This window comes from Chitinophagaceae bacterium (assembly GCA_016710165.1).
Classification (GTDB): Bacteria; Bacteroidota; Bacteroidia; order Chitinophagales; family Chitinophagaceae; genus Ferruginibacter.
Map to the genome: position 1 here is coordinate 580138 of JADJLJ010000001.1, position 21423 is coordinate 601560.

Here is a 21423-nt window from a genome sequence, read left to right on the forward strand (position 1 = left end):
AACCCTACTGCCCATGGAATTAGATTTTATAAAAACATCCAGTTTACCAAGCTCATCAAAGTGGATGGACGATTGAAAGAATTCAATTTCCGCAAACCCAACAGCCGTCACGAAGGTACATTTACTGTAGATGTGATGGACGAGAACAACAACCGCATCATCTTCCGCATGGAGCTGATCGACAACAACTGGAAGATCGTGAGCCAGCAGTTATTGCCGCATTGGGTGGTGGAGAGCGAACCGGCTTTCAACCAGATGATCTACGAAGAATTCAAACTGAATTAACGTGAAAAGTTGCCATAAAAAAAAGCTTTTGTCCTGCCGGGCAAAAGCTTTTTCCATTTCGTATTTCCTGTAATTAAAATTCCGCTGTAACACGGATGGTTGGTTCTTTGGAGACCTTGCCGGCTGCAATGGCACCACCATTCACTCCAAAATCTTCCAGCCTGATCTTGAAATCAGACGTGGCGGTGATCTTTGAACCGCTCACCACAACAGAACCGGTTGATTCCATCGGGCGGGTAACGCCGTGAATGGTTATGTCGCCCAGCACCTGTACCGGGTAGGTTCCGTCCTTGCTGAAATTGATCGCTTTCAGGTTGGTGATATCTCCTTTAAAGGTTGCGGTGGGGAACTTGTCGCTGTTCATCCAGCCTTCGCCATTAAAATGGTCCTGGATGCGTGGGTTTGAAAAAGCAAAATTCTTTATCGTTACTTCAAATGCCAGCTTGCCGGTCTTGCTGTCGAGGGAAGCAATGGCTGTTTTATTATCGGCCCTGGGTAATTTGTCGATGGGTGTGGTTGCATCAAAACTGATGACAGCCGAAGTGGTCGTTTTCTTCTGGGCAAAAATTAAACCGGTTGCCAGTACCAGTGCAAGTGAAAGAATTGTTTTTTTCATTTGGTTGATTTTTGATTTTTGAAAAATTATTTATTGACAGTGCATCGTTTAAAGTCGATCTTCTCCACCTCCAGGATCTCACTGTAGTTTCCACCACTGCACGAGCCTTTGATGGAAACCTGCTGGCCCGTTTTCAATGCCCTTGCTTCGGCCATGTGCTGTTCCTGGAAAGCAAAGATGATGTAATCCCCGCTGTCCGGATCCGCCATGATGATATTGGTACTGCTGTCGGCATTCCTGATTTCAGAAACCGTGCCATTTACCACGATGATCTTTTCAGCATATTTTATATTGGCAGCTGCCTCGCCCTCCTTGAATTCTTTTATGAACTCCATAGCATTTACCGTATGATCGGCCTGCACTTTTTTTGTATCGTCAAACTTTTCAGTAAAGATGTACCATACGGCAGCGCCGCCGGCCAGCAACAGTATGAAGCACGCCAGCAACCATTTCTTCCAGGGCTTATTGATCTTTGTTGTCATCATGATTTTATCCGGGCAGAAGCCTTTTACAAATATACGTTGTTTAAACATCGAAAATGCCGGCAGCGGGTTCCTTTTATCCACAAAGGCGTTAAAGTTTACCTAAAGCCGCCCGGAACAGGCTTTTTCTTAAACAGGCACCAATTCATTATTGGTTATCTTTGGTGCAACCAATGAAATTCAAATTGAAGGATCGGTCAATATCCAGACAAAGTAAATACCGTACAGCTGTTCTGATCCCCTTCGTCACACTATTTTGCCTCCCCGGTCTTTGCAGTGCTAGTCCCTTTTATACACCGGTTAACAGGACAAACGTGACATCTACCCGTGAACAGGCCATTGCTTATGTAGATAAAATAAAAGAACTGGCCCCAAGCGTTTACTGGCCAAAGATCAAGCCTGCCTTATTTCTGCAGAACCTTAAAAAGAATATCCAGCATCCGCTGGGTATTTACCCGGGAAATGGCACCAATTTTTGCGGATATGGTGCATTAACCTACCTGTTCCTGCAGGATGACCCGTTGGGCTACGCAACATTACTGGTACAGTTATACCAGGAAGGGAAGGCCAGGTTCGGGAAAACCGATTTCAATCCCTCCCCCGCCATTAAAAAAGCAGCCGGGGTGCTCCGGTTCAAAGGGATCCTGGACATACACCACGCCGAGCAAATGTGGTTCCTTACCCTTGCGGGGCATTTTAAGGGATACCTGAACATATTTAACCGGAAATACGATCCCGGTGATGAAGACCGCTTCTGGGCTTCGGTGAATTATGCCAAGTTCAACCGAATGGTACGGAACCTGCTGAACTATAAAGTAAGGGCAAAGGGTGCCGACCTGGTGCGCCCGCGCATGGATGACCTGTACCGGTACATCCAGAAAAAAATGGAGACCGGAACGGTGATCTTATTCATCAATAACCGGATCGTGCATAAAAAAAATCACGTGACCATTAAACTGGGGGTTCCCACCCATTTTATCGTAGCAGAGAAGATCAGCATGGAAGAGGATGTCATCACATTGGTTTATTGGGATTATGGCCACCGGACCCTTTTACAATTATCGCCGGCATTTTTTAAGCGGATCCTGTTCGGGATCACCCATTGTACCAAAATAATAACCGATGCGGGGTAAACGGGTACAGGCCATATTGCTGACCGGCATTGCAGGGATGATGTTTTCCTGTTCGCCAAAGAATATTTCAACAAAATATTATTACCAGAATGAAAAAGTGCTGGACCGGATAGAAGAAAGGTATAAACAACTTTACCGGCAAATGCCGTTTACCATCGGCTTTACCGACCGGTGGTTTAAAACCGTTTCAGTTGAGATCATTACCGATTCGCTCAGCTACATTTATGAGTTTGAGGCAAATGAATCCAGGCTGGCCGATACCCTGGCCAAATACCATCCCAGCCCGGCAAAGGTTGTTGAACTGATCGGGCAGATGCAGTCGATCCGCTGCACCTGGATCAGGAACCTGGATTACTATGTGGATGAGAAAAAGAACTCACTCATTTTCATGTCGATAAAACCGGTGGCATTAAAAGCGCCGTTCTCCTACAACAAATATTATGTACTCACTTATTTTCAGCAGCCACAATATTTCGACAGTGAGGGACGGTTGCTCGACAAAAGAAGGCTCCGCCGGCTCCGGAAAATAAACGGGGAGATATTTAAAAGAATAAATGATAAAGTCTGCTATACCATTTCCGGGAACTTCAGGTGATGTTTGTTTCTTCCTGAACCGAAGCGCAACGCATCCGTAAAAAATAAAGAGTATCTTCGGGACACATGAACCCGTTGTTATCCAGAATCATAAAAAGGTCGGTACTGCGTCATAAAAAAGGCACAAGGGGCAGGCACCAGGAATTTACGGCCTATGAAATGGCCATGGGCTTCCGGGAATTAAAGATCACGGTATTACGCACTGCCCGGGATATCTTCCTGATCACGCTGGGAATTTTTTCTGCCGCATTTGGCCTGGAAGGCTTTTTACTGCCCAGCAATTTTATTGATGGCGGCGCAACAGGTATCTCCCTGCTCATCAGTGAACTGGCAGGTGTGCCCCTGTACTTTTTGCTGATCGCTGTAAACATACCCTTTGTGCTGCTCGGGTTTAAGACCATCGGCCAGCAGTTTGCCATCAAAACAGGGCTTGCCATCATCGGCCTTGCCCTTTGCGTGGCTTTTGTTCACTTTCCGGAAGTTACATACGATAAACTGCTGGTGGCAGTATTCGGCGGTTTTTTCCTGGGGGCCGGTATCGGCCTTGCCGTTCGGGGCGGTTCGGTGATCGACGGAACCGAAGTGCTTGCCATTTACCTGAGCCGGAAATTGGGCACCACCATCGGCGACATCATCATCGGCATCAACATCATTGTTTTTTCGGCAGCCGCCTATTTTATTTCCATTGAAACGGCGCTTTATGCCATGATCACTTACCTGTCGGCATCCAAAACCCTCGACTTCATCATTGAGGGCATCGAAGAATATACATCCGTGACCATCATCTCATCGCACAGCGAACAGATACGGGATATGATCATCAATAAAATGGGAAGGGGGGTAACGCTGTACAGCGGTAAAAGCGGTTTTGGCAAAAGCGGCGAGACCAGGAACGTGGATATTGTTTTCACCGTTATTACAAGACTGGAACTGAATAAACTGAAGACCGAACTGGTGAAGATAGACCCCAATGCATTTATTGTGATGAGCAGCGTGAAAGACACCCGGGGCGGCATGATAAAGAAACGCCGGCTGAAACATTAAGTTACTGCATCTTAAAGAAAAGCATCTTCACGGCGAACAATACGATCAAAGCGCTCATTACGTAACGCAAACGCTGCTGGTATGTATCATTCTTAAGGAAGGTACCGGTCGCATATCCTGCAAAATAAATGATGGTACAGTTGGTGATAAAACTTCCCAGCATCTGCAAACCGCCCAGCATAAGGTTTTGCGTAAGTACAGAGCCCCTTTCCGGGTGAATGAATTGCGGCAGGATCGAAAAGTACAGGAACAACGAACCCGGGTTAAGGAGGTTGCCAATGAACCCATCCACATAAAACCGCCGCAGGCCGCTGTCTTTCTTTGTTACACCCCGTTCATTCCACGCCACCGTTCCCAGGTTTTTGACAGCGAGATAGAAAAGATATGCAATACCCAGGTAACGCAATACCTCCAGTGCATGGGGCATGGCAACCAACAGCGCTGTAAGCCCGAATACGACCGCAGTAACATGTATCACAAAGGAACTAACAATACCTGCAGCAGTTGCCCATCCTGCTTTGCGCCCGTATTCAAACGTGTAGGCCAGGTAAAGCATCATATTAGGGCCGGGGGTGAGTGCGAAGACAACCACGAAACCAATAAAAACAACCAGTTCATTGAGTGGCATGGGTGTCTGTACTTTTTATTTGTATTCAAAGAAGATCTCTGTTGCCCCGTACCCGTATGAATGGTGATACTGGTTCACAAAAGATTTCACTTCTTTTTTCAGCCGCAGGATATCGTGTATCTCGTCCCGCAGTTTTCCCTCTCCTACTCCGTGAATAACGGTCAGCGACGGCTGGTAATGTGCCACGGCCAGCTGGTAATATTTTTCAAAGGCCTTCAGCTGCAGGCTGAGTATCTCGAAATTACTGAGATGTTTCCAGCTGTCGGTAAGCTTTTCAATGTGCAGGTCAACTACGCTACGGGGTGGTTCCAGGTGATGCCTGATCTTTGACGCATCGTAAATGCGGTAGCCGTTTTTGCCGAGTTTATCCAGGTCGGGTTTTTCTTCTTCGACCCGGTCCGGGTAGTTCTCAAAAAGTACATAACTGAACCCGGGCTCATTTTTAAGCTGTATCTCCTCTATCTTTTTGAACAACTGCTTTGCCTTCAGTTTCAATGAAGCCTCGTAATGCGTCGCTTTCCGTTTATCGGGTTCCTTGAGTGAGAATTCAAATTCAAAACGGGGACTGTCGCTCAGGTCTTCGAACTTTACGTCATGCAGGTAGAAATCGCTCAGCGGCTCCACGGTGTTCTTTAACTGGAAATCACTCCGGCCGCCGATCATCAGGTTATACGTGAAGGCGTAAGCCGTTTCATCCTGGTTAACGAGGTAGAGCCTGAATTTCTCCACCACATCGTCGTCAAAAACATCCTTGTCAAATACCGGGAAGAAGGATAGCTTCACGCCGTTGCCTTCCTTTTTCTTCGGAATGGCCTTTTCTTTCTGCACCTGGTCTATGAATACTTTCTTCTTCTCCGCCTTTCTCTTTTCCGTGAACATCTTAAAGTAGGGAAAGTCGATCTGGTCAGTATAGGCCGGGAACCGAACGCCCTTTACTTCGATCATCACCATTTTTTTCATTCATCACCTCTACTACCTTGCCTTCTTCTTCGGTAAGCCGCACAATTATTTTATCGCCTGGTTCAAATTTCATTTTATGATGGATATAAAAACGGCACAAAGTTAAAGTACCTGTGCCGTTAAAGAATATTTGTTTTCTTTCTGGTAGTGGTACAGTTTGAAATTAATCCAGGTTGAATGCCAGGCTGAGCTTGTCGAAGCCATTTGGATCGTTCATCCTAAGCTGCCTTCGACAAGCTCAGGCTGACAATATTTCAAACTGTACCACTACATTCTTTCTTACCCTGTCCCGGTAGCCAGTTTGCTTTTCTTATTCCCATATAAAAAATAGATCCCTATTCCTACCAACAGCCAGGCAATGAACCATACCCAGTTGCTCTTTGACATTCCCGTGAGCAGGTACATACAGGTTATCACCCCCATCAGCGGTATCAGGGAATATTTTTTAATGAATGCCAGTATAGCAAGCAGCACAGCGCTTATCCAGAAAACGATCAGTGAAATATTGGGTGTGGCCAGGTCCATGAAACTTTTCTTCCCGCCCGTATATTCTTCATTTGCGCTGTAATCAAAATGGAAGAGATCGGTAAAATAGGTTTTGGATAATGACCATGCCATGATGAAAGATGCCGCTACTATCAAAGGGAAGATGAACTGCCCGTTTATATACGGGAGATGAAAACGCCCGCCCACTTTCTCTTTCCGCGGGATCAATAATACGCCGCCGCAAACCAATACAAAGGCAAACAGGGTGGCAATACTGGTAAAATCCAGCACAAATGTTTTATCCGTAAACAAAATGGGAACTCCTACCACCAGGCCGGTAACAATGGTTGCAAAGGATGGGGTCTTGAATTTTTTATGGATCTTCTGAAATACCGGTGGCAATAAACCGTCCCTGCTCATGCTCATCCATATACGCGGCTGGCCCATCTGGAAAACCAGCAATACACTCGTCATGGCTATTACGGCAACAACGGCAACAAGAAACTGCATCCATCCCACATCCAGGTTTTGCGGTTCAAAAATAAAGGCAAGCGGGTCACCCACCCCGTCAAAATTGCGGTAATTGACCGCACCGGTCAACACAAGGGTCAGCAGGATATAGATGACCGTACAGATCACCAGCGACAGGATCATACCCCTCGGCAGGTCCCGCTGGGGATTCTTACTTTCTTCTGCCAGCACACTCACCGCATCAAAACCGATATAGGCAAAGAATACACTGGCTACGGCCAGCATCACACCGCCAAAACCATTCGGCATAAAGGACTTCACCCCTGCATCGTTTGCCGGTAACCAGTTTGCAGAAAGCCCATTTGAAAAGACCAGGTACCCGCCAACAAGGATGATCAGTCCTACAACAGCTATTTTCAGGATCACCATCACGTTACTGAAATTCCTGCTTTCCTTTATGCCCCGGTACACCAGGTAGGTGATCAGAAAGTTGATGATCAATGCGGGCAGATCCAGGATGATCCTCAATCCCCCGATAACGGGTGCATTATTCCAGGCTGCCAGTTCATCCGCATTGGTGCTGCCACGCTCAATGGCATGCTTTGCTTCCATATAGCTGGTACACAGGTATTCAGGTATATGCACATTCATCTTGCCCATCAGGGAAGTAAAATAATCACTCCAGCTATACGCCACATAAATATTACCGATGGAATATTCCATGATCAGTGCCCAGCCGATTATCCAGGCAAACAGTTCACCAAAACTTGCGTATGCATAGGTATAGGCACTGCCGGCCACCGGTATGCGGCTGGCAAATTCTGAATAACACAGGGCAGTGAATGCACAGGCAATGCCGGTGATCACAAACAAGATCACCACGCCCGGTCCTCCATGAAATACGGCAAAACCAAGGCTGCTGAAACTGCCGGCCCCCAGGATGGCTGCAATGCCAAAAAAAGTAAGGTCACGGACAGTAAGTACCCGCTTTAACCCCCCGCCTCCATGAGTATCATTGCTTCCCTCAGCTAAAATATTCTCTATTTTTAGGGGTTTTTTACGGGAAGAGATCACCGCGGTGTCTTCCAGATGTTTCAGGGCGGTTTGCAGGTATTTATGCTGCAGTTCTTTGGCCCATGCGTCTGCCTGGCAATCCCGGAATATCTTCAGCACTTTTTCCACTTTATCCGGCGTATTTCCCTGAAGCAGTTTTTTTAATTCAGCAAGATTGCCGGGTGAAGCCGTTTCAAAGGCATGGATCATCAAAAAGGTCTTTTTATTGGCCAGGATATCGCCGCCTACTGTTTTGCCGAATTTCTCGGGATTGCCAAAGGCATCCAGGTAATCATCCTGCACCTGGAAGGCAATGCCCAGGTTCTTACCAAACTCATACAGGTGTTTTTGGTTCCCTTCCCCTGCCCCGCCCAGGATGGCGCCCAGTTGCAGGCTTGCCGCAACCAACACAGAGGTTTTCAAGGTGATCATGTTCAGGTATTCATCAAAATGCACCATTTCCCTTTGTTCAAAATCCATATCCAGTTGTTGTCCTTCACAAACCTGGCTGGCGGTAATATTGAACAGGTGCAATACTTTCTGCAGGTTGGCCGGCTGTATCTTATTCAGGTTCTCATAGGCTTTTACAAACATCACATCGCCGGCCAGTATGGCAGTTGGTTCTCCGTACCGGGTATGCACCGTAGCCATGCCCCGACGCACCGGGGCCTTGTCCATAATATCATCGTGTATCAGACTGAAATTGTGGAACAGTTCAATGGCTGCAGCGGCATGGTATGCATCCGCACCCGGTTCTTCAAACAACTGGTTTCCCATCAGTACACAAACAGGGCGTATCCTTTTACCGCCGATCATCAGAATGTATTGGGCAGGGTCGTACAATGTTTCCGGCTGCAGTGGAAACTGGCGGGTGTTGAATTTCTCTTCAAACAGTTGTAACAGTTCTGTAAAAGAATGCATGGTCATCGGTTCAAACTATAAACTTGATCGGGTATTTGTTTTTTGCTGATTTTATTTTTTCTTTTTCCCGGGCTTTGTTGATCTATGCTTCTGAACAGGTTTATCCTTCTTACCCAATTCCAAACCTTGCCAGCCGGCAGTCAGGTTACCAATTCCTTTCTTCACAGGTACCCATTCATAATCCAGTTGCCGCTTACTTAAATTGGCAGCCACCACTTTTATCTTTACCAGGTCTCCCATCCTGAACTTGTGTTTGGTACGCATCCCTACCAGGGCATAATCGGCTTCATCCAGCCTGAAATCGTCGTATGCACCCAGGTCCCTTACCGTAACCATCCCCTCGCATTTATGTTCAACTGTTTCCACAAAAAAACCAAAGGAGGCCACACCGCTGATGATGCCGTCAAACTCCTGTCCCAGGTAATTTTTCATGAACTCCACCTGCTTGTATTTATTTCCGGCACGTTCTGCTTCCATGGCCTTGCGTTCCCGGTCGCTGCAGTGCTTACACTTATCCTCCATCTTTTTGTCGGGCTTCAGGTTCTTATCCAGGCATTCCTGCAGGATACGGTGTACCATCACATCGGGATAGCGGCGGATGGGAGATGTAAAATGACAGTAATGTTCAAACCCCAGTCCGTAATGACCTATATTCTCAGAAGTATACACGGCCTTGGCCATGGTGCGGATGCCCAGTTGCTCCAGCACATGCTGCTCGGGCTTGCCCTGCACATCCTTCAGCAGCTTGTTAAAGGAGGAAGCAACGGCATTCTCATCATGCATGTCAAACGTGTAACCGAACTTACGGGCAAATGCCACAAAGGGTTTCAGCTTTTCATCATCCGGTGTATCGTGTATGCGGTAAGGGAACGGAATGGGTTCCTTGTTGATCTTTATCTTTGAGATATAAGCAGCGATGGTCGGTTTGCCAGCAGCATGAACTCTTCGATCAGCTTATGGGCATCTTTGCTTTCTTTGATGATGATACCAAGCGGCCGGCCTTTTTCATCCAGCTGAAAACGTACTTCCTGCGATGAAAAATTGATCGCCCCGTTCCGGAACCGGTCTTTCCTGAACTTTTGTGCCAGGTCATTCAGCAAGATGATGGGCTTGAAATGCAGTCCTTCCTTTTTTTCTATGATCTCCTGTACTTCTTCATAGCTGAACCGGTGGTTGCTGTGTATGACCGTTCTGCCGATCCAGCTGTGTTTTATTTCTGCCCGGTTCGTGATCTGGAAAATGGCGGAGAATGTGAACTTGTCTTCATGTGGCCTCAATGAACAAAGTTCATTGGAGATTTTTTCAGGCAGCATGGGATTCACCCGGTCAGGTAAGTACACACTCGTAGCCCTTTCATAGGCGATCTTATCCAATAAAGTGCCGGGCTTCACAAAATGACTGACATCGGCGATATGAACACCGATCTCGTAGTTGCCGTTATCCAGATTGCGGATTGAGATGGCATCATCAAAATCTTTTGCATCCACCGGGTCAATGGTAAAGGTGAGGATGTCCCGGCAGTCTTTTCTTTTCCTTAATTCCTCCCTTGAAATATCGGGCTGCAGTTTTTTTACTTCCTGCAATACTTCCTTATCAAATTCCAGCGGGAAGCCGGCTTCTATCAGTATCTCCTTCATGGCGGCATCATTCTCGTCTTCCGACTTAAGTATCGACACCACTTCTCCCACCGGCTTTTTTTCATCTTTACCCCAGCTCAGCAGTTTTACGATCACCCGCTCATTATCCTTTGCCCCGTTCAGTTTGTCATCGGCAATATAAAAATCGGGTATGGGCTTTTCCGAAGCCGGAATGAAAAAAGCGAAATTCTTGCTCAACTGGATATTCCCGATGAATTCGGTCTGCTTCCGTTCGGCCACGTCAACGATCTTTCCCTCGGCCCTTTTATCTTTTGAAATACCTTTATTCACATGTACCCTCACCAGGTCGCCGTGAAAGGCCCGGTTAAAATCATGGGGCCGCACCAGGATGTCTTTTTCAACACCATCGGCGATCACGTAGCCCATGCCGCTTCTCGAAAGATCCAGCCTGCCTTTAATGATTTCTACCTGTGAGGAATTCTTTTTGTCTTTGTTCTTTTTTTTCTTACTCATATAGTTTATTAAACATCCGGGTACCACAAGCAATCCGGGACTATGTCTTAGCAGCCGTCTAAAAATGAAAATTTCGTTTACCATTTTGCGGTTGGTGGGAACAGCAACCGCGGCGAACTGCCGTGGCTGCTGTCCTCACCGGCCACTTTTGCAATCATAAGAATCCCTATACATCATTTTCAGACTGCTTTTTAGCAGCAGATATACTGGTTATTTTATGCTGCAATGTACCAACAAATTGCTACATTCGGCTAAACCAAGCATTGTGCAGCCGCTCACAAATTCTCCACAAAGGATCATTACCAGGACAATATGGATGCTGTCGCTGGTAAGTTTATTCACCGACCTGGCCAGTGAAATGCTTTACCCGGTCATGCCTCTATTCCTTAAACATATTGGTTACTCGGCCATTTTTATTGGCGTACTGGAAGGCATTGCCGAGGCCGTGGCGGGCCTGAGTAAAAGTTATTTTGGCAAATGGAGCGATCTAAGCGGCAAGCGGCTGCCCTTTGTACAGTTGGGATATGCATTCAGCGCCATCAGCAAACCCATGCTTGCCATCCTTACTTATCCCTGGTGGATATTCTTGTCCAGAACGGTTGACCGGCTGGGTAAAGGCATCCGCACCGGCGCCAGGGATGCCATGCTGAGTGATGAATGCACCAAAGAAAATAAAGGGCGGGTTTTTGGTTTTCACCGCAGCATGGATACGTTTGGCGCCGTACTGGGGCCCGTGGCAGCACTAACCTACCTGTACTTTTATCCAGATGATTACAAAACACTTTTTCTCATTGCCTTTATTCCGGGATTGCTGGCCATTATTACCACCCTGCTCATTAAAGAAAAGAGAAGACCTGCAACTACAAACCACAAATCACAAACCACAAACTTCTTCACATTCTTCAGCTATTGGAAAACCAGTTCCCCTGAATATAAAAGACTGTTGACGGGACTATTGCTGTTTGCACTGTTCAACAGCTCAGACGTTTTTCTTTTACTCAGGATGAAGGAAAGCGGGTTACCGGATACGGCCATCATCGGCACCTATGTCTTTTACAACCTGGTGTATGCCCTGCTGGCTTACCCGGTAGGTATCCTGGCCGACAGGATCGGATTAAAACGGATCTTTATCACCGGGCTGTTTGTATTTGCCTTCGTTTACCTTGGCTTTGCATTAAACAACAACAGCATCGTTTTCATCTTCCTGTTCCTGCTGTACGGTTTATATGCTGCCGCCACCGAAGGCGTATCCAAAGCATGGATAAGCAATATTGTTGATAAAAGCGAAACTGCCACGGCCATCGGCACCTATTCCGGGTTTCAAAGCATTTGCGCCCTTATTGCCAGCAGCCTCTGCGGCCTGCTCTGGTACAATTTTGGTTCGATGGTCACCTTTCTTGTTACGGTAGTGATGACAGTAGTGGTGATCATTTATTTATCCCTTTTTAAAAGAACTGACAGCGCCGATTCGTAACTTTAAAAAAAATATCATATGCAAGCATACGATACGGTGGTAGAATCCATAAACGGGTTAAAAGAAAGAGGGTTTGCCGTGAATTTCAACATCGCCTTCGACAAACTGATCTGTACGGATAACAAGATCCTGCTGAAACCGGAGGAATTTGAAATTGTTGAAGTATACCGTTTTGAAGGGGATACCAATCCCAGCGATGAGGATGTGGTTTATGCCATTGAATCAAAGGACGGGAAAGTAAAGGGCATACTTACCAGCGCTTTCGGTATGTATGCCGACAGTGTCTCTACCGAATTGCTTAAAAAACTTACGATCCACAAATAGTTTTACATTTATTCCCTAAACGATCGCATATGCCCTCTTCACTTAACCGAAGAAACTTCATTAAAGCATCGGCATTGACCGGTGCGGCAGTAACACTTACCAATTCCATCAAGGCATTCTCTCCCCAGAAAAAAGACAAAGTACGCATCGGCATCATCGGTGCTGGCCTGCGTTCGCATGAGCACATGGGAAATTTTTTACAACGGGATGATGTAGAGATCACCGCCATTGCCGATCCGCAGCAACGGAGTGTGGAAGAAGCCATGGCCATCTTCAAACAGTACAACCGGCCGCTACCGGTCGTTTTCAAAGAGGGCAATTATGATTACCGGAATTTATTGAAAAAAGATTATGTGGATGCCGTGGTCATCTGCTCTCCCTGGGAGTGGCACAGCATACAGGCCATTGATGCCATGAATGCCGGGAAAATAGTGGGCGCAGAAGTCTGCGGCGCCGTTAAACTGCAGGAATGCTGGGATGTGGTGAATACTTCGGAAAGAACAAAGATCCCGTTGATGATGATGGAAAATGTCTGTTACCGCCGGGATGTGATGGCGGTACTGAACATGGTGCGTAAAGGAATGTTCGGCGAACTGATCCATGGGCAGGGCGGGTATGAACATGACCTGCGAGGGGTACTTTTCAACGACGGGAAAACAGCGTACAACAGCGGGGTGGATTTTGGCCCCAACGCTTACAGCGAAGCACAATGGCGCACCCGGCACAATTTAGAACGCAACGGGGAGCTGTACCCGACCCATGGATTGGGACCTGTTGCTGTGATGATGGACATCAACCGGGGCAACCGCATGACAAAGCTTTCTTCGATTGCCTCCAAAGCAAGGGGACTGCAAAAATATATTGTGGATCATCCCAAAGGCGGGAAAGACCATCCCAATGCCAAACTGAATTTCAAATGCGGCGATATTGTGAATACACAGATACAATGCGCCCATGGTGAGACCATATTGTTAACGCATGATGTTTCCTCTCCCCGCCCTTACAATTTAGGATTCCGGGTACAGGGTACCGAAGGGCTTTGGCAGGACCATGGAAGCGGCGGGAACAAACAGGGCTTTATTTATTTCCAGAAAGAAATGAAACACAACCACCGCTGGGACAATACCGAAAAATGGCTTACCGAACACGATCACCCGCTATGGAAAAAGTATGGTGCACAGGCCGAAGGCGCCGGACACGGCGGCATGGATTTTTTTGTTGACCACGCATTCATTGAATGCATTAAGCGGGGCGTTGAATTTCCATTGGATGTATATGATTATGCAAGCTGGTATGCCATTACACCGCTCAGTGAAAAAAGTATAATAGAAGGTGGCCAGGTACAGAATATTCCGGATTTTACAAGGGGTAAATGGAAAACGAGAAAACAGGTATTTGCGTTGAATGATGATTATTAATACAAGAACCTGCTAAGAGGACAAAAGAGAAAAAGAGACGATCAGGTCAACCCTTTTCCTCTTTTGACCTCTTAGCCCAAAAAATAAATATGAACCGTAGAAAATTCTTACAGCTCTCTGCGCTGACTGCACCATTGCTTTCCGCAAAAAACTCCATAGCAGGAAATGCTGACCAGGCAACCAAACCCATTGTAGTATCCACCTGGGACAGCGGTATGGCCGTGAATGCCGAAGCATGGAAAATATTATCGGCAAAAGGAACGGCCCTGGATGCGGTGGAAGCAGGGGCCATTCATATTGAGAACGAGATCAACTGCTGCGTTGGGCTGGGCGGATATCCCGACCGGGACGGCATTGTAACACTGGACAGCTGCATCATGGACCATCATGCCAATTGCGGTGCCGTAGCCGGAATAGAACGGATCAAGCACCCGGTTTCGGTGGCAAGAAAAGTGATGGAAAAAACACCGCATGTGATCCTCGTAGGTGCCGGCGCACAACAGTTTGCCGTGGAGAATGGATTTAAGTTAGAAAGTGGTGAGCTATCAGAGAGTGCTAAAGAAGCATATAAGGAATGGCTTAAGAAGAGTGAATACAAACCCGTCATTAATATCGAGAACCTGCCTGCCGGACAGGCAGGCAAAAAGCAGAACGGGCCCTTTGCCCCTAACTTTTTTGATGATGGCACGCTCAATCATGATACCATGGGCCTGGTGGCAATGGATATAACCGGGGATCTATCCGGTGCCGTAACCACCAGCGGCATGGCATATAAACTGCATGGGCGTGTGGGAGATTCTCCCATCATCGGTGCCGGTTTGTTTGTGGATAATGAAGCGGGCGCAGCCACCAGCAGCGGAACGGGTGAAGAAGTGATCCGCATTTGCGGAACACACCTCGTGGTGGAATTCATGCGGCAGGGCTATTCACCGGAAATGGCATGTAAAAAAGCAGTGGAACGGATCGTGAAAAGGGATAAGGCTAAAGCAAAAACGTTGCAGGTTGGATTCCTGGCGCTGAATAAAAAAGGACAATATGGTGCGTATGCCATACAAAAAGGATTTGTGTTCAGTGTGAAGAGCGGTAAAGAGAACCAGGTTCATCAATCGAAATACCTGATTTAAGAAATAATCAATATACAATGTTCAATACCCAATATTCAACGGGATCCAACTTGAGAATTGAACATTGAAAATTGAATATTGAACATTATCATGAATTTCAAACTCGAAGTAATTGGCTTTACCATTGAAGGCTGTGCAATAGCTCAGTCAGCCGGCGCCCACCGTATTGAACTATGCGATAACCCCGGAGAGGGCGGTACTACCCCATCCCATGGTTTCATTAAAGCAGCAAGGGAGAAACTGAAGATCGGCCTCTTCCCCATCATCCGCCCGCGTGGCGGGGATTTTTTTTACAGCGATGCTGAATTTGAGATAATGAAGACCGATGTTAAACTCTGCAAGCAACTGGGCTGCGATGGTGTGGTGATCGGGATGCTGCATGCCGGTGGAACAGTAGATAAAAGAAGAAATGCTGCCCTGGTTGAGTTGGCTTACCCGTTGGGCGTAACATTTCACCGGGCCTTCGACCGGACGGCAGATCCCTTTGAAGCAATGGAAGATATTATAGAGATCGGTTGTGAGCGGATCCTTACCTCCGGGCAACGGCCAAATGCGCTGGAGGGAGCAGACCTGATCGCTCAATTGACAGAACAGGCCGGTGAACGGATCATCATCATGCCGGGCAGCGGTGTACGTTCAGATAATATCATTGAACTGGCTAAAAAGACCGGTGCCACGGAATTTCATACATCAGCAAGAATAGAAATAGCAAGTAAAATAAATTATACAAACCCCTCAATGAAGGAAAGTTTAAGATCAGTTTCTGTTGATGAAATTGAAGTAAAGAAAATAATTGATACCCTCAGCAAACTGGTTGAGCACAATTAAACCCCTGCCCTGTCATGCTGAGGCACGAAGCATCCAGTTCGCTTAGATGAAACATGAAAGACAAAGAAAAGTTACCTATTAATTAAACCCTTGCTTCTGTCATGCTGAGGCACGAAGCATCCAGTTCGCTTAGATAAACCATGAAAGTCAACGAAAAGTCATACTATGTTTATATCTTGACCAATAAAATAAAGACCGTATTATACACAGGAATGACCAATGCGCTTGAACAAAGATTGATTGAACATTACATAGACAGGATTGAGCGAAAGACATTTACAGGAAAATACAATTGTCATTTCCTCATATACTATGAAAGCTACCGGTATGTGAACGATGCTATTGCCAGGGAAAAGGAAATAAAAGGATGCTACGGATAAAGAAAGAAGCACTTATTCAAAATTTTAACCCGGAATGGAAATTTTTGAATGAAGAATTATTGGGGGAATGGCCTCCTTCAACTATTTATCATAGAAAATAGTGCGACTGGGATGCTTCGTACCTCAGCATGACAGAACAAAGAGTATAGGTCACAGGAAAAAAGTAAAAGAAAAAGAAAAATGAGAATCTGCATACTATATTCAATCCTCTTAATCCTTATAATCAACCTCATCCCCGTTCAGACAACTGCCCAGGACATCTCCATCGAACTGAACAAAAACTGCTACCATGCCACCGTACCCGGTACGGTGCATACCGATCTCCTCGCCAACAAACTCATCCCCGATCCCTATTACCGGGATAATGAAAGCAAACTGCAGTGGATCGACAAAGCAGACTGGGAATACAAAACCGTTTTTGAAACAGGTGCAGAAATTTTCAAAAAGAAAAATATAGAACTGGTCTTTGACGGCCTGGATACTTATGCAACTGTTTACCTGAATGGGAAATTGATCCTGAAGGCTGACAATATGTTCCGCGGCTGGACCATAAATGTGAAACCATTCCTTAAAAAGAAAAATAATGAACTCCTGATAAAATTCTGGTCGGCACAAACTAAGGTGGACAGCATTGCCAAAGCCAGGTTACCACTGATCTTGCCGGACAACAACCGGGTTTATGTCCGTAAAGCTCAGTTCCAGTTTGGCTGGGACTGGGGGCCAAAATTCATTGGTTGCGGGATCTGGAAAGGGATACGATTAGAAGGATGGAATGGAGTAAGGATCTTACCAACCATTGCCATCGAAAAAATAATGTGAAGCTCATCCGGCAAAAAGACCCTATCGGTACTTCCTTCTACTTTGAAAAAGAAGGTAAGCCTGTTTATATGAAAGGCGCCAACTGGATCCCGGCCGATGTTTTCTTACCCAGGGTTACAAAAGATGAATACCGGAAACTCCTGTTGATGGCCAAAGAAGCCAACATGAACATGCTCCGTGTGTGGGGTGGCGGAATTTATGAGTCGGATGATTTTTATGATCTCTGTGATTCATTAAGCATCATGGTCTGGCAGGATTTTATGTTTGCCGGTGGTATGTACCCTGGTGACGAGGCATTCATGAATAATGTGCGGGAAGAAGTAAAATACCAGGTCCAGCGATTAAGGCAACACCCCTGCATTGTGCTCTGGTGCGGCAATAATGAAATTGATGAAGCATGGAAGAACTGGGGCTGGCAGAAACAGTTCGGTCTGCATGGAGCAGATTCTGCCAACGTATGGAATGATTACAAACGCCTGTTTGAAGACAGCCTGAAAAAATGGGTGGATGAATTTGATGGTACGAGGCCATATGTTTCCACATCACCAAAGAATGGCTGGGGACATAAAGAGAGTTTTACCGAAGGCGACAGTCATTACTGGGGGCTATGGTGGGGACTGGAGGACTGGGAGGTCTTTGAAAACAAAACGGGCCGGTTCGTCAGCGAGTATGGCATGCAGGCCATGCCCAACTGGAATACCATTACCGGTTTTACCGACAGCAGCGACCGGTATTTGTATTCACCGGTTATCCAATCACACCAGAAAGCAAATGACGGTTTTAAAAAGCTCAATCATTATTTGACACGATATTTCATCGACTCTGTAAAACTCAGCAGGCTGACGCTGGAAAAATATACTTATCTAACGCAATGCCTGCAATATTATGTTTTAAGGAACAGCATTGCAATTCACAGGAGTAAGTTTCCAACAAATATGGGCACTTTGCTATGGCAATTAAATGATTGCTGGCCGGTAGCAAGCTGGAGCATTACCGATTACAGCCGCCAGCCAAAGGCAGCCTGGTATGCTGTTAAAGAAGTTTACCGGGATGATGTAACGCCCGCTTCGGAGTCCGGATATCCAAAAGACCTGAAATTGCAGAAACCCGATTATGTCGTTATGGCCACGGGCAATACGCTTTCCATCACGTGCAATGTAAATGCGAAGTATGTTTTCCTGTCATCAGAAGACAAGGAACTGGTTTTTGATGTCAATTATCTTGATCTTTATGCAGGCTTTACAGAAAAAATAAGCGCCAACAAGACCATTGACCTCAAAAAGATCAGGGTGATCTCTTTATATGATGTACTGTACCGCCAATAAGAACGTCATGGCAGGGAGGTACGTCAGGAAGCATCATCTTCATCCACTAATCAACGTTTATGAAACATCTGCTCATTATTTTACTTGTCCTGGTCTGCGGACACAGGGGCCTAAGCCAAACACATAATTTCACTTTAGGCAAAACTGGTTTTTTACTGGACGGCAAACCCTTCCAGATTATCAGCGGTGAGATGCACCCGGCAAGGATACCCAGGGAATACTGGCAGCACCGCATCCGGATGGCGAAAGCGATGGGTTGCAATACCATTGCTGCATACGTCTTCTGGAACTATCATGAAACAAAGGAAGGCGCATTCGATTTCAAAAGCGGGAACAGGGATATTGCGGAGTTCATAAAGATCTGCCAGCAGGAAAAGATGTGGGTACTGCTCCGGCCCGGACCCTATGTTTGTGCGGAGTGGGATTTTGGCGGCCTGCCTCCTTACCTGTTAAAATATCCCGACATCAGGATCCGGTGCATGGATACAAGGTATATGGCAGCTGCAGAAAGGTACATCAGCAAACTGGCAAAAGAAGTGGTGTCGCTGCAATGCATGAATGGAGGCCCCATACTGATGGTACAGATAGAAAATGAATACGGCAGCTATGGCAATGATAAAACATATTTAGAGGCATTACGAAAAGCCTGGCTGAGGAACGCGATCAACGTACCGTTCTTCACTGCCGATGGCCCCACCCCCTACATGCTGGAAGCCGGGCACATCAAAGGGACAGCGATCGGGTTGGACAGCGGCGGCAGCGATGCCGATTTTGACCAGGCTAAAAAAGCCGATCCCGATGTTCCTTCCTTCAGCAGCGAAACATACCCCGGCTGGTTAACACACTGGTATGAAAAATGGCAGCGGCCGGATACCAATTCCTTGAAAAAAGAAATGGAATATCTGTTAAAAAATAAAAAGTCATTTAACCTTTACGTGATCCATGGCGGAACAAATTTTGGTTTTACTGCCGGCGCCAATGCCTTCTCACCCACCCAGTACCAGCCCGATATCACCAGTTACGATTACGATGCACCCATCAATGAACAGGGGCAGCCCACGGCAAAATATTTCATGCTCCGGAATATGATCGCAAAATATGCTGATCACAAAATTCCGGATCTGCCGGCACCGGTCTCAAGCATCGGGATCCCTGCGATAACCATGAGTTACATGACCTCCGTCTGGGATCATTTGCCCTCACCAATTATCAGTGCACAACCCAAACCCATGGAGGACTTTAACCAGAACCAGGGCCTGATGTTGTACCGTACAAAACTGATCGGGCACAAAAGCGGCAAATTGAAAATATGGGAACCGCATGATTATGCACTGGTTTTCCTGGATGGAAAATTCATTGATACGGTTTACCGGGATGGCGGCAACTGGACCGTTGATCTCCCCAAAACAGATGTGAAGGATCCAACACTCGATATTTTAGTGGAAGGAATGGGCCATATCAACTTTGCCCAGTTCATGATCGACCGGAAAGGAATTACGGATAGAGTTACCCTGAATGGAATGACGTTGATGAACTGGGAAATATATCCCCTCCCGATGAATCCTGAATTTGTAACTGCGGTCTCAGTTCCTGGCCGGGGAATGGATGACAGAAGGGGCATGTTTTTCAAAGGAAATTTTTCGCTGACCGAAACAGGAGATACGTATTTTGATCTCAGTGCTTACAGCAAGGGAATGGTTTACGTGAACGGGCATAACCTTGGCCGCCACTGGAATGTTGGCCCCCAGCAAAGATTATACTGCCCGGCCGGCTGGCTGAAGAAAGTTAACAATGAAATAATTGTTTTTGACCTGCTGCAAACGGAAGCAAAACCTATTTTGGCATATAAAACACTGGACTAACATGAAAAAACTATGGACCATCCTTTTGCTGTTCAGTCTTACAACCACTTTTGCACAAACGGCAGAGAACATCATCATCATCACCACCGACGGGCTCCGCTGGCAGGAGGTCTTTGCCGGCATGGACAGCGCTATTGCCAATGATGAAAAATTCAACCAGGGTGACAGCGCCGGTATCTACAAAAAATTCTGGGCGCCGGATGCAGGGGAACGAAGAAAGAAGGTCATGCCTTTTTTGTGGAGCACCATTCAATCCCATGGACAGGTATACGGCAACCGGGACCTGGGAAACAAAGTGGACAATGCAAACCCTTACTGGTTCTCGTACCCGGGCTACAATGAGATTTTCACGGGCTACCCCGATACGGCCATCAACAGCAATTCATATCCACCCAACCCGCATACAACATTGCTGGAGTTTTTGAACAAACAGGCAAAATATAAAAATAAAGTGGCTGCTTTTGGCGCCTGGGATGCATTTGACCGGATACTGAATGAAGGAAGAAGCAAGGTCCCGGTTTTTTCTGCCTTTGATGCGTTCGGTGGGAAAGCGCCGGATGCCAATGAAAAAATCATCAATGCGATGAAGAAAGACTCCTATAAGCCATTTGATGAAGCGGAGTGCCTGGATGTGTTCACGCATTACGCCGCCCTGAATTACCTGCAGACCAGGAAACCAAAAGTGTTGTACATATCATACGGCGAAACGGATGAATGGGCACACAGTGGCCGCTATAAGGATTACCTGAACGCAGCGAATATGGTTGACAAATGGATACAGGATATCTGGAACTATGTACAGAACGATCCCTTCTATAAGAACAAAACAGCCCTTTTCTTTACCACCGACCATGGGCGGGGCGATACGGTTAAAAAAGAATGGACCAGTCATTGGAGCGATATAAAAGGTGCTCACCAGATCTGGTTTGCAGCCATGGGGCCGGGTATAAAAAATAAAGGAGAAGTGAAGACCACGCAGCAGTTATATCAAAAGCAATTTGCCCAAACCATGGCTTCGCTGCTTGGACTGAAATTTGTTGCCGAACACCCGGTGGGAGAAAAGATCGAACTTAATAAGGAATAAA

The 21423-nt window shown here is 46.5% G+C and carries 17 protein-coding genes and 3 pseudogenes; 14 read left to right on the top strand and 6 right to left on the bottom strand.

The genetic code is table 11. From position 1 onward, the window contains the following. Positions 1 to 18 precede the first annotated feature (18 nt). The gene (locus IPJ02_02580; GenBank protein ID MBK7374479.1) at positions 19 to 285 is read left to right on the top strand and encodes a hypothetical protein; all 267 of its coding nucleotides are present in this window, start codon (positions 19 to 21) and stop codon (positions 283 to 285) included. A 73-nt stretch (positions 286 to 358) separates the two neighbouring features. On the opposite strand, the gene IPJ02_02585 is transcribed toward IPJ02_02580, so the two are convergent. Both IPJ02_02585 and IPJ02_02590 read right to left on the bottom strand, forming a co-directional pair. Beyond that, positions 359 to 901: a YceI family protein gene (locus tag IPJ02_02585; protein MBK7374480.1), complete on the bottom strand. Its 543-nt coding sequence runs from the start codon at positions 899 to 901 to the stop codon at positions 359 to 361. A gap of 26 nt (positions 902 to 927) precedes the next feature. Then, positions 928 to 1386, bottom strand: a complete 459-nt coding sequence (locus IPJ02_02590) for a hypothetical protein (protein ID MBK7374481.1) — start codon at positions 1384 to 1386, stop codon at positions 928 to 930. Positions 1387 to 1697: 311 nt separating this feature from the next. On the opposite strand from IPJ02_02590, the gene IPJ02_02595 reads away from it, so the two are divergent. From IPJ02_02595 to IPJ02_02605, 3 genes are all read left to right on the top strand, one after another. Further along, positions 1698 to 2516, top strand: a complete 819-nt coding sequence (locus tag IPJ02_02595; GenBank protein MBK7374482.1) for a hypothetical protein — start codon at positions 1698 to 1700, stop codon at positions 2514 to 2516. After that, positions 2506 to 3111: a hypothetical protein gene (locus IPJ02_02600; GenBank protein ID MBK7374483.1), complete on the top strand. Its 606-nt coding sequence runs from the start codon at positions 2506 to 2508 to the stop codon at positions 3109 to 3111. Before IPJ02_02595 ends, IPJ02_02600 begins: the two co-directional genes overlap by 11 nt. Positions 3112 to 3176: 65 nt before the next feature. Next, positions 3177 to 4154 carry a YitT family protein gene (locus IPJ02_02605; GenBank protein ID MBK7374484.1) on the top strand — a complete coding sequence of 326 codons (978 nt, stop codon included), beginning with the start codon at positions 3177 to 3179 and terminating at the stop codon, positions 4152 to 4154. A gap of 1 nt (position 4155) precedes the next feature. Here the strand turns inward: IPJ02_02605 and IPJ02_02610 are convergent, their stop codons facing one another. From IPJ02_02610 to rnr, 4 genes and pseudogenes are all read right to left on the bottom strand, one after another. Continuing rightward, on the bottom strand, positions 4156 to 4782 hold the full coding sequence (locus IPJ02_02610; GenBank protein MBK7374485.1) for a LysE family translocator: 627 nt from the start codon (positions 4780 to 4782) through the stop codon (positions 4156 to 4158). Between the two features lie 15 nt (positions 4783 to 4797). Further along, positions 4798 to 5815, bottom strand: a pseudogene (locus tag IPJ02_02615) (Smr/MutS family protein). Between the two features lie 206 nt (positions 5816 to 6021). Next, positions 6022 to 7962 carry an amino acid permease gene (locus IPJ02_02620; protein MBK7374486.1) on the bottom strand — a complete coding sequence of 647 codons (1941 nt, stop codon included), beginning with the start codon at positions 7960 to 7962 and terminating at the stop codon, positions 6022 to 6024. Between the two features lie 762 nt (positions 7963 to 8724). Next, positions 8725 to 10784, bottom strand: a pseudogene (gene rnr, locus IPJ02_02625) (ribonuclease R). 217 nt (positions 10785 to 11001) lie between these two features. On the opposite strand from rnr, the gene IPJ02_02630 reads away from it, so the two are divergent. From IPJ02_02630 to IPJ02_02675, 10 genes and pseudogenes are all read left to right on the top strand, one after another. Beyond that, a complete protein-coding gene (locus IPJ02_02630; GenBank protein ID MBK7374487.1) occupies positions 11002 to 12258 on the top strand; it encodes an MFS transporter in 1257 nt (418 codons plus the stop codon). An 18-nt stretch (positions 12259 to 12276) separates the two neighbouring features. Next, complete coding sequence (locus IPJ02_02635; GenBank protein ID MBK7374488.1) at positions 12277 to 12582, top strand: phosphoribosylpyrophosphate synthetase; 306 nt, start codon at positions 12277 to 12279, stop codon at positions 12580 to 12582. Positions 12583 to 12611: 29 nt separating this feature from the next. Next, positions 12612 to 14000, top strand: coding sequence for a Gfo/Idh/MocA family oxidoreductase (locus IPJ02_02640; protein MBK7374489.1), 1389 nt, complete (start codon positions 12612 to 12614; stop codon positions 13998 to 14000). A gap of 89 nt (positions 14001 to 14089) precedes the next feature. Continuing rightward, on the top strand, positions 14090 to 15124 hold the full coding sequence (locus IPJ02_02645) for a N(4)-(beta-N-acetylglucosaminyl)-L-asparaginase (GenBank protein MBK7374490.1): 1035 nt from the start codon (positions 14090 to 14092) through the stop codon (positions 15122 to 15124). A 90-nt stretch (positions 15125 to 15214) separates the two neighbouring features. Continuing rightward, the gene (locus IPJ02_02650; protein MBK7374491.1) at positions 15215 to 15952 is read left to right on the top strand and encodes a copper homeostasis protein CutC; all 738 of its coding nucleotides are present in this window, start codon (positions 15215 to 15217) and stop codon (positions 15950 to 15952) included. A 140-nt stretch (positions 15953 to 16092) separates the two neighbouring features. Continuing rightward, a pseudogene (locus IPJ02_02655) lies at positions 16093 to 16433 on the top strand (GIY-YIG nuclease family protein). 79 nt (positions 16434 to 16512) lie between these two features. Beyond that, complete coding sequence (locus tag IPJ02_02660; GenBank protein ID MBK7374492.1) at positions 16513 to 17151, top strand: hypothetical protein; 639 nt, start codon at positions 16513 to 16515, stop codon at positions 17149 to 17151. Beyond that, a complete protein-coding gene (locus IPJ02_02665; GenBank protein ID MBK7374493.1) occupies positions 17100 to 18476 on the top strand; it encodes a hypothetical protein in 1377 nt (458 codons plus the stop codon). Before IPJ02_02660 ends, IPJ02_02665 begins: the two co-directional genes overlap by 52 nt. A 59-nt stretch (positions 18477 to 18535) precedes the next feature. Beyond that, positions 18536 to 20338, top strand: coding sequence for a beta-galactosidase (locus IPJ02_02670; GenBank protein MBK7374494.1), 1803 nt, complete (start codon positions 18536 to 18538; stop codon positions 20336 to 20338). Position 20339: 1 nt separating this feature from the next. After that, positions 20340 to 21422 (top strand): phosphoglyceromutase, encoded by a 1083-nt coding sequence (locus tag IPJ02_02675; GenBank protein MBK7374495.1) that lies wholly within the window; start codon positions 20340 to 20342, stop codon positions 21420 to 21422. Position 21423 lies beyond the last annotated feature (1 nt).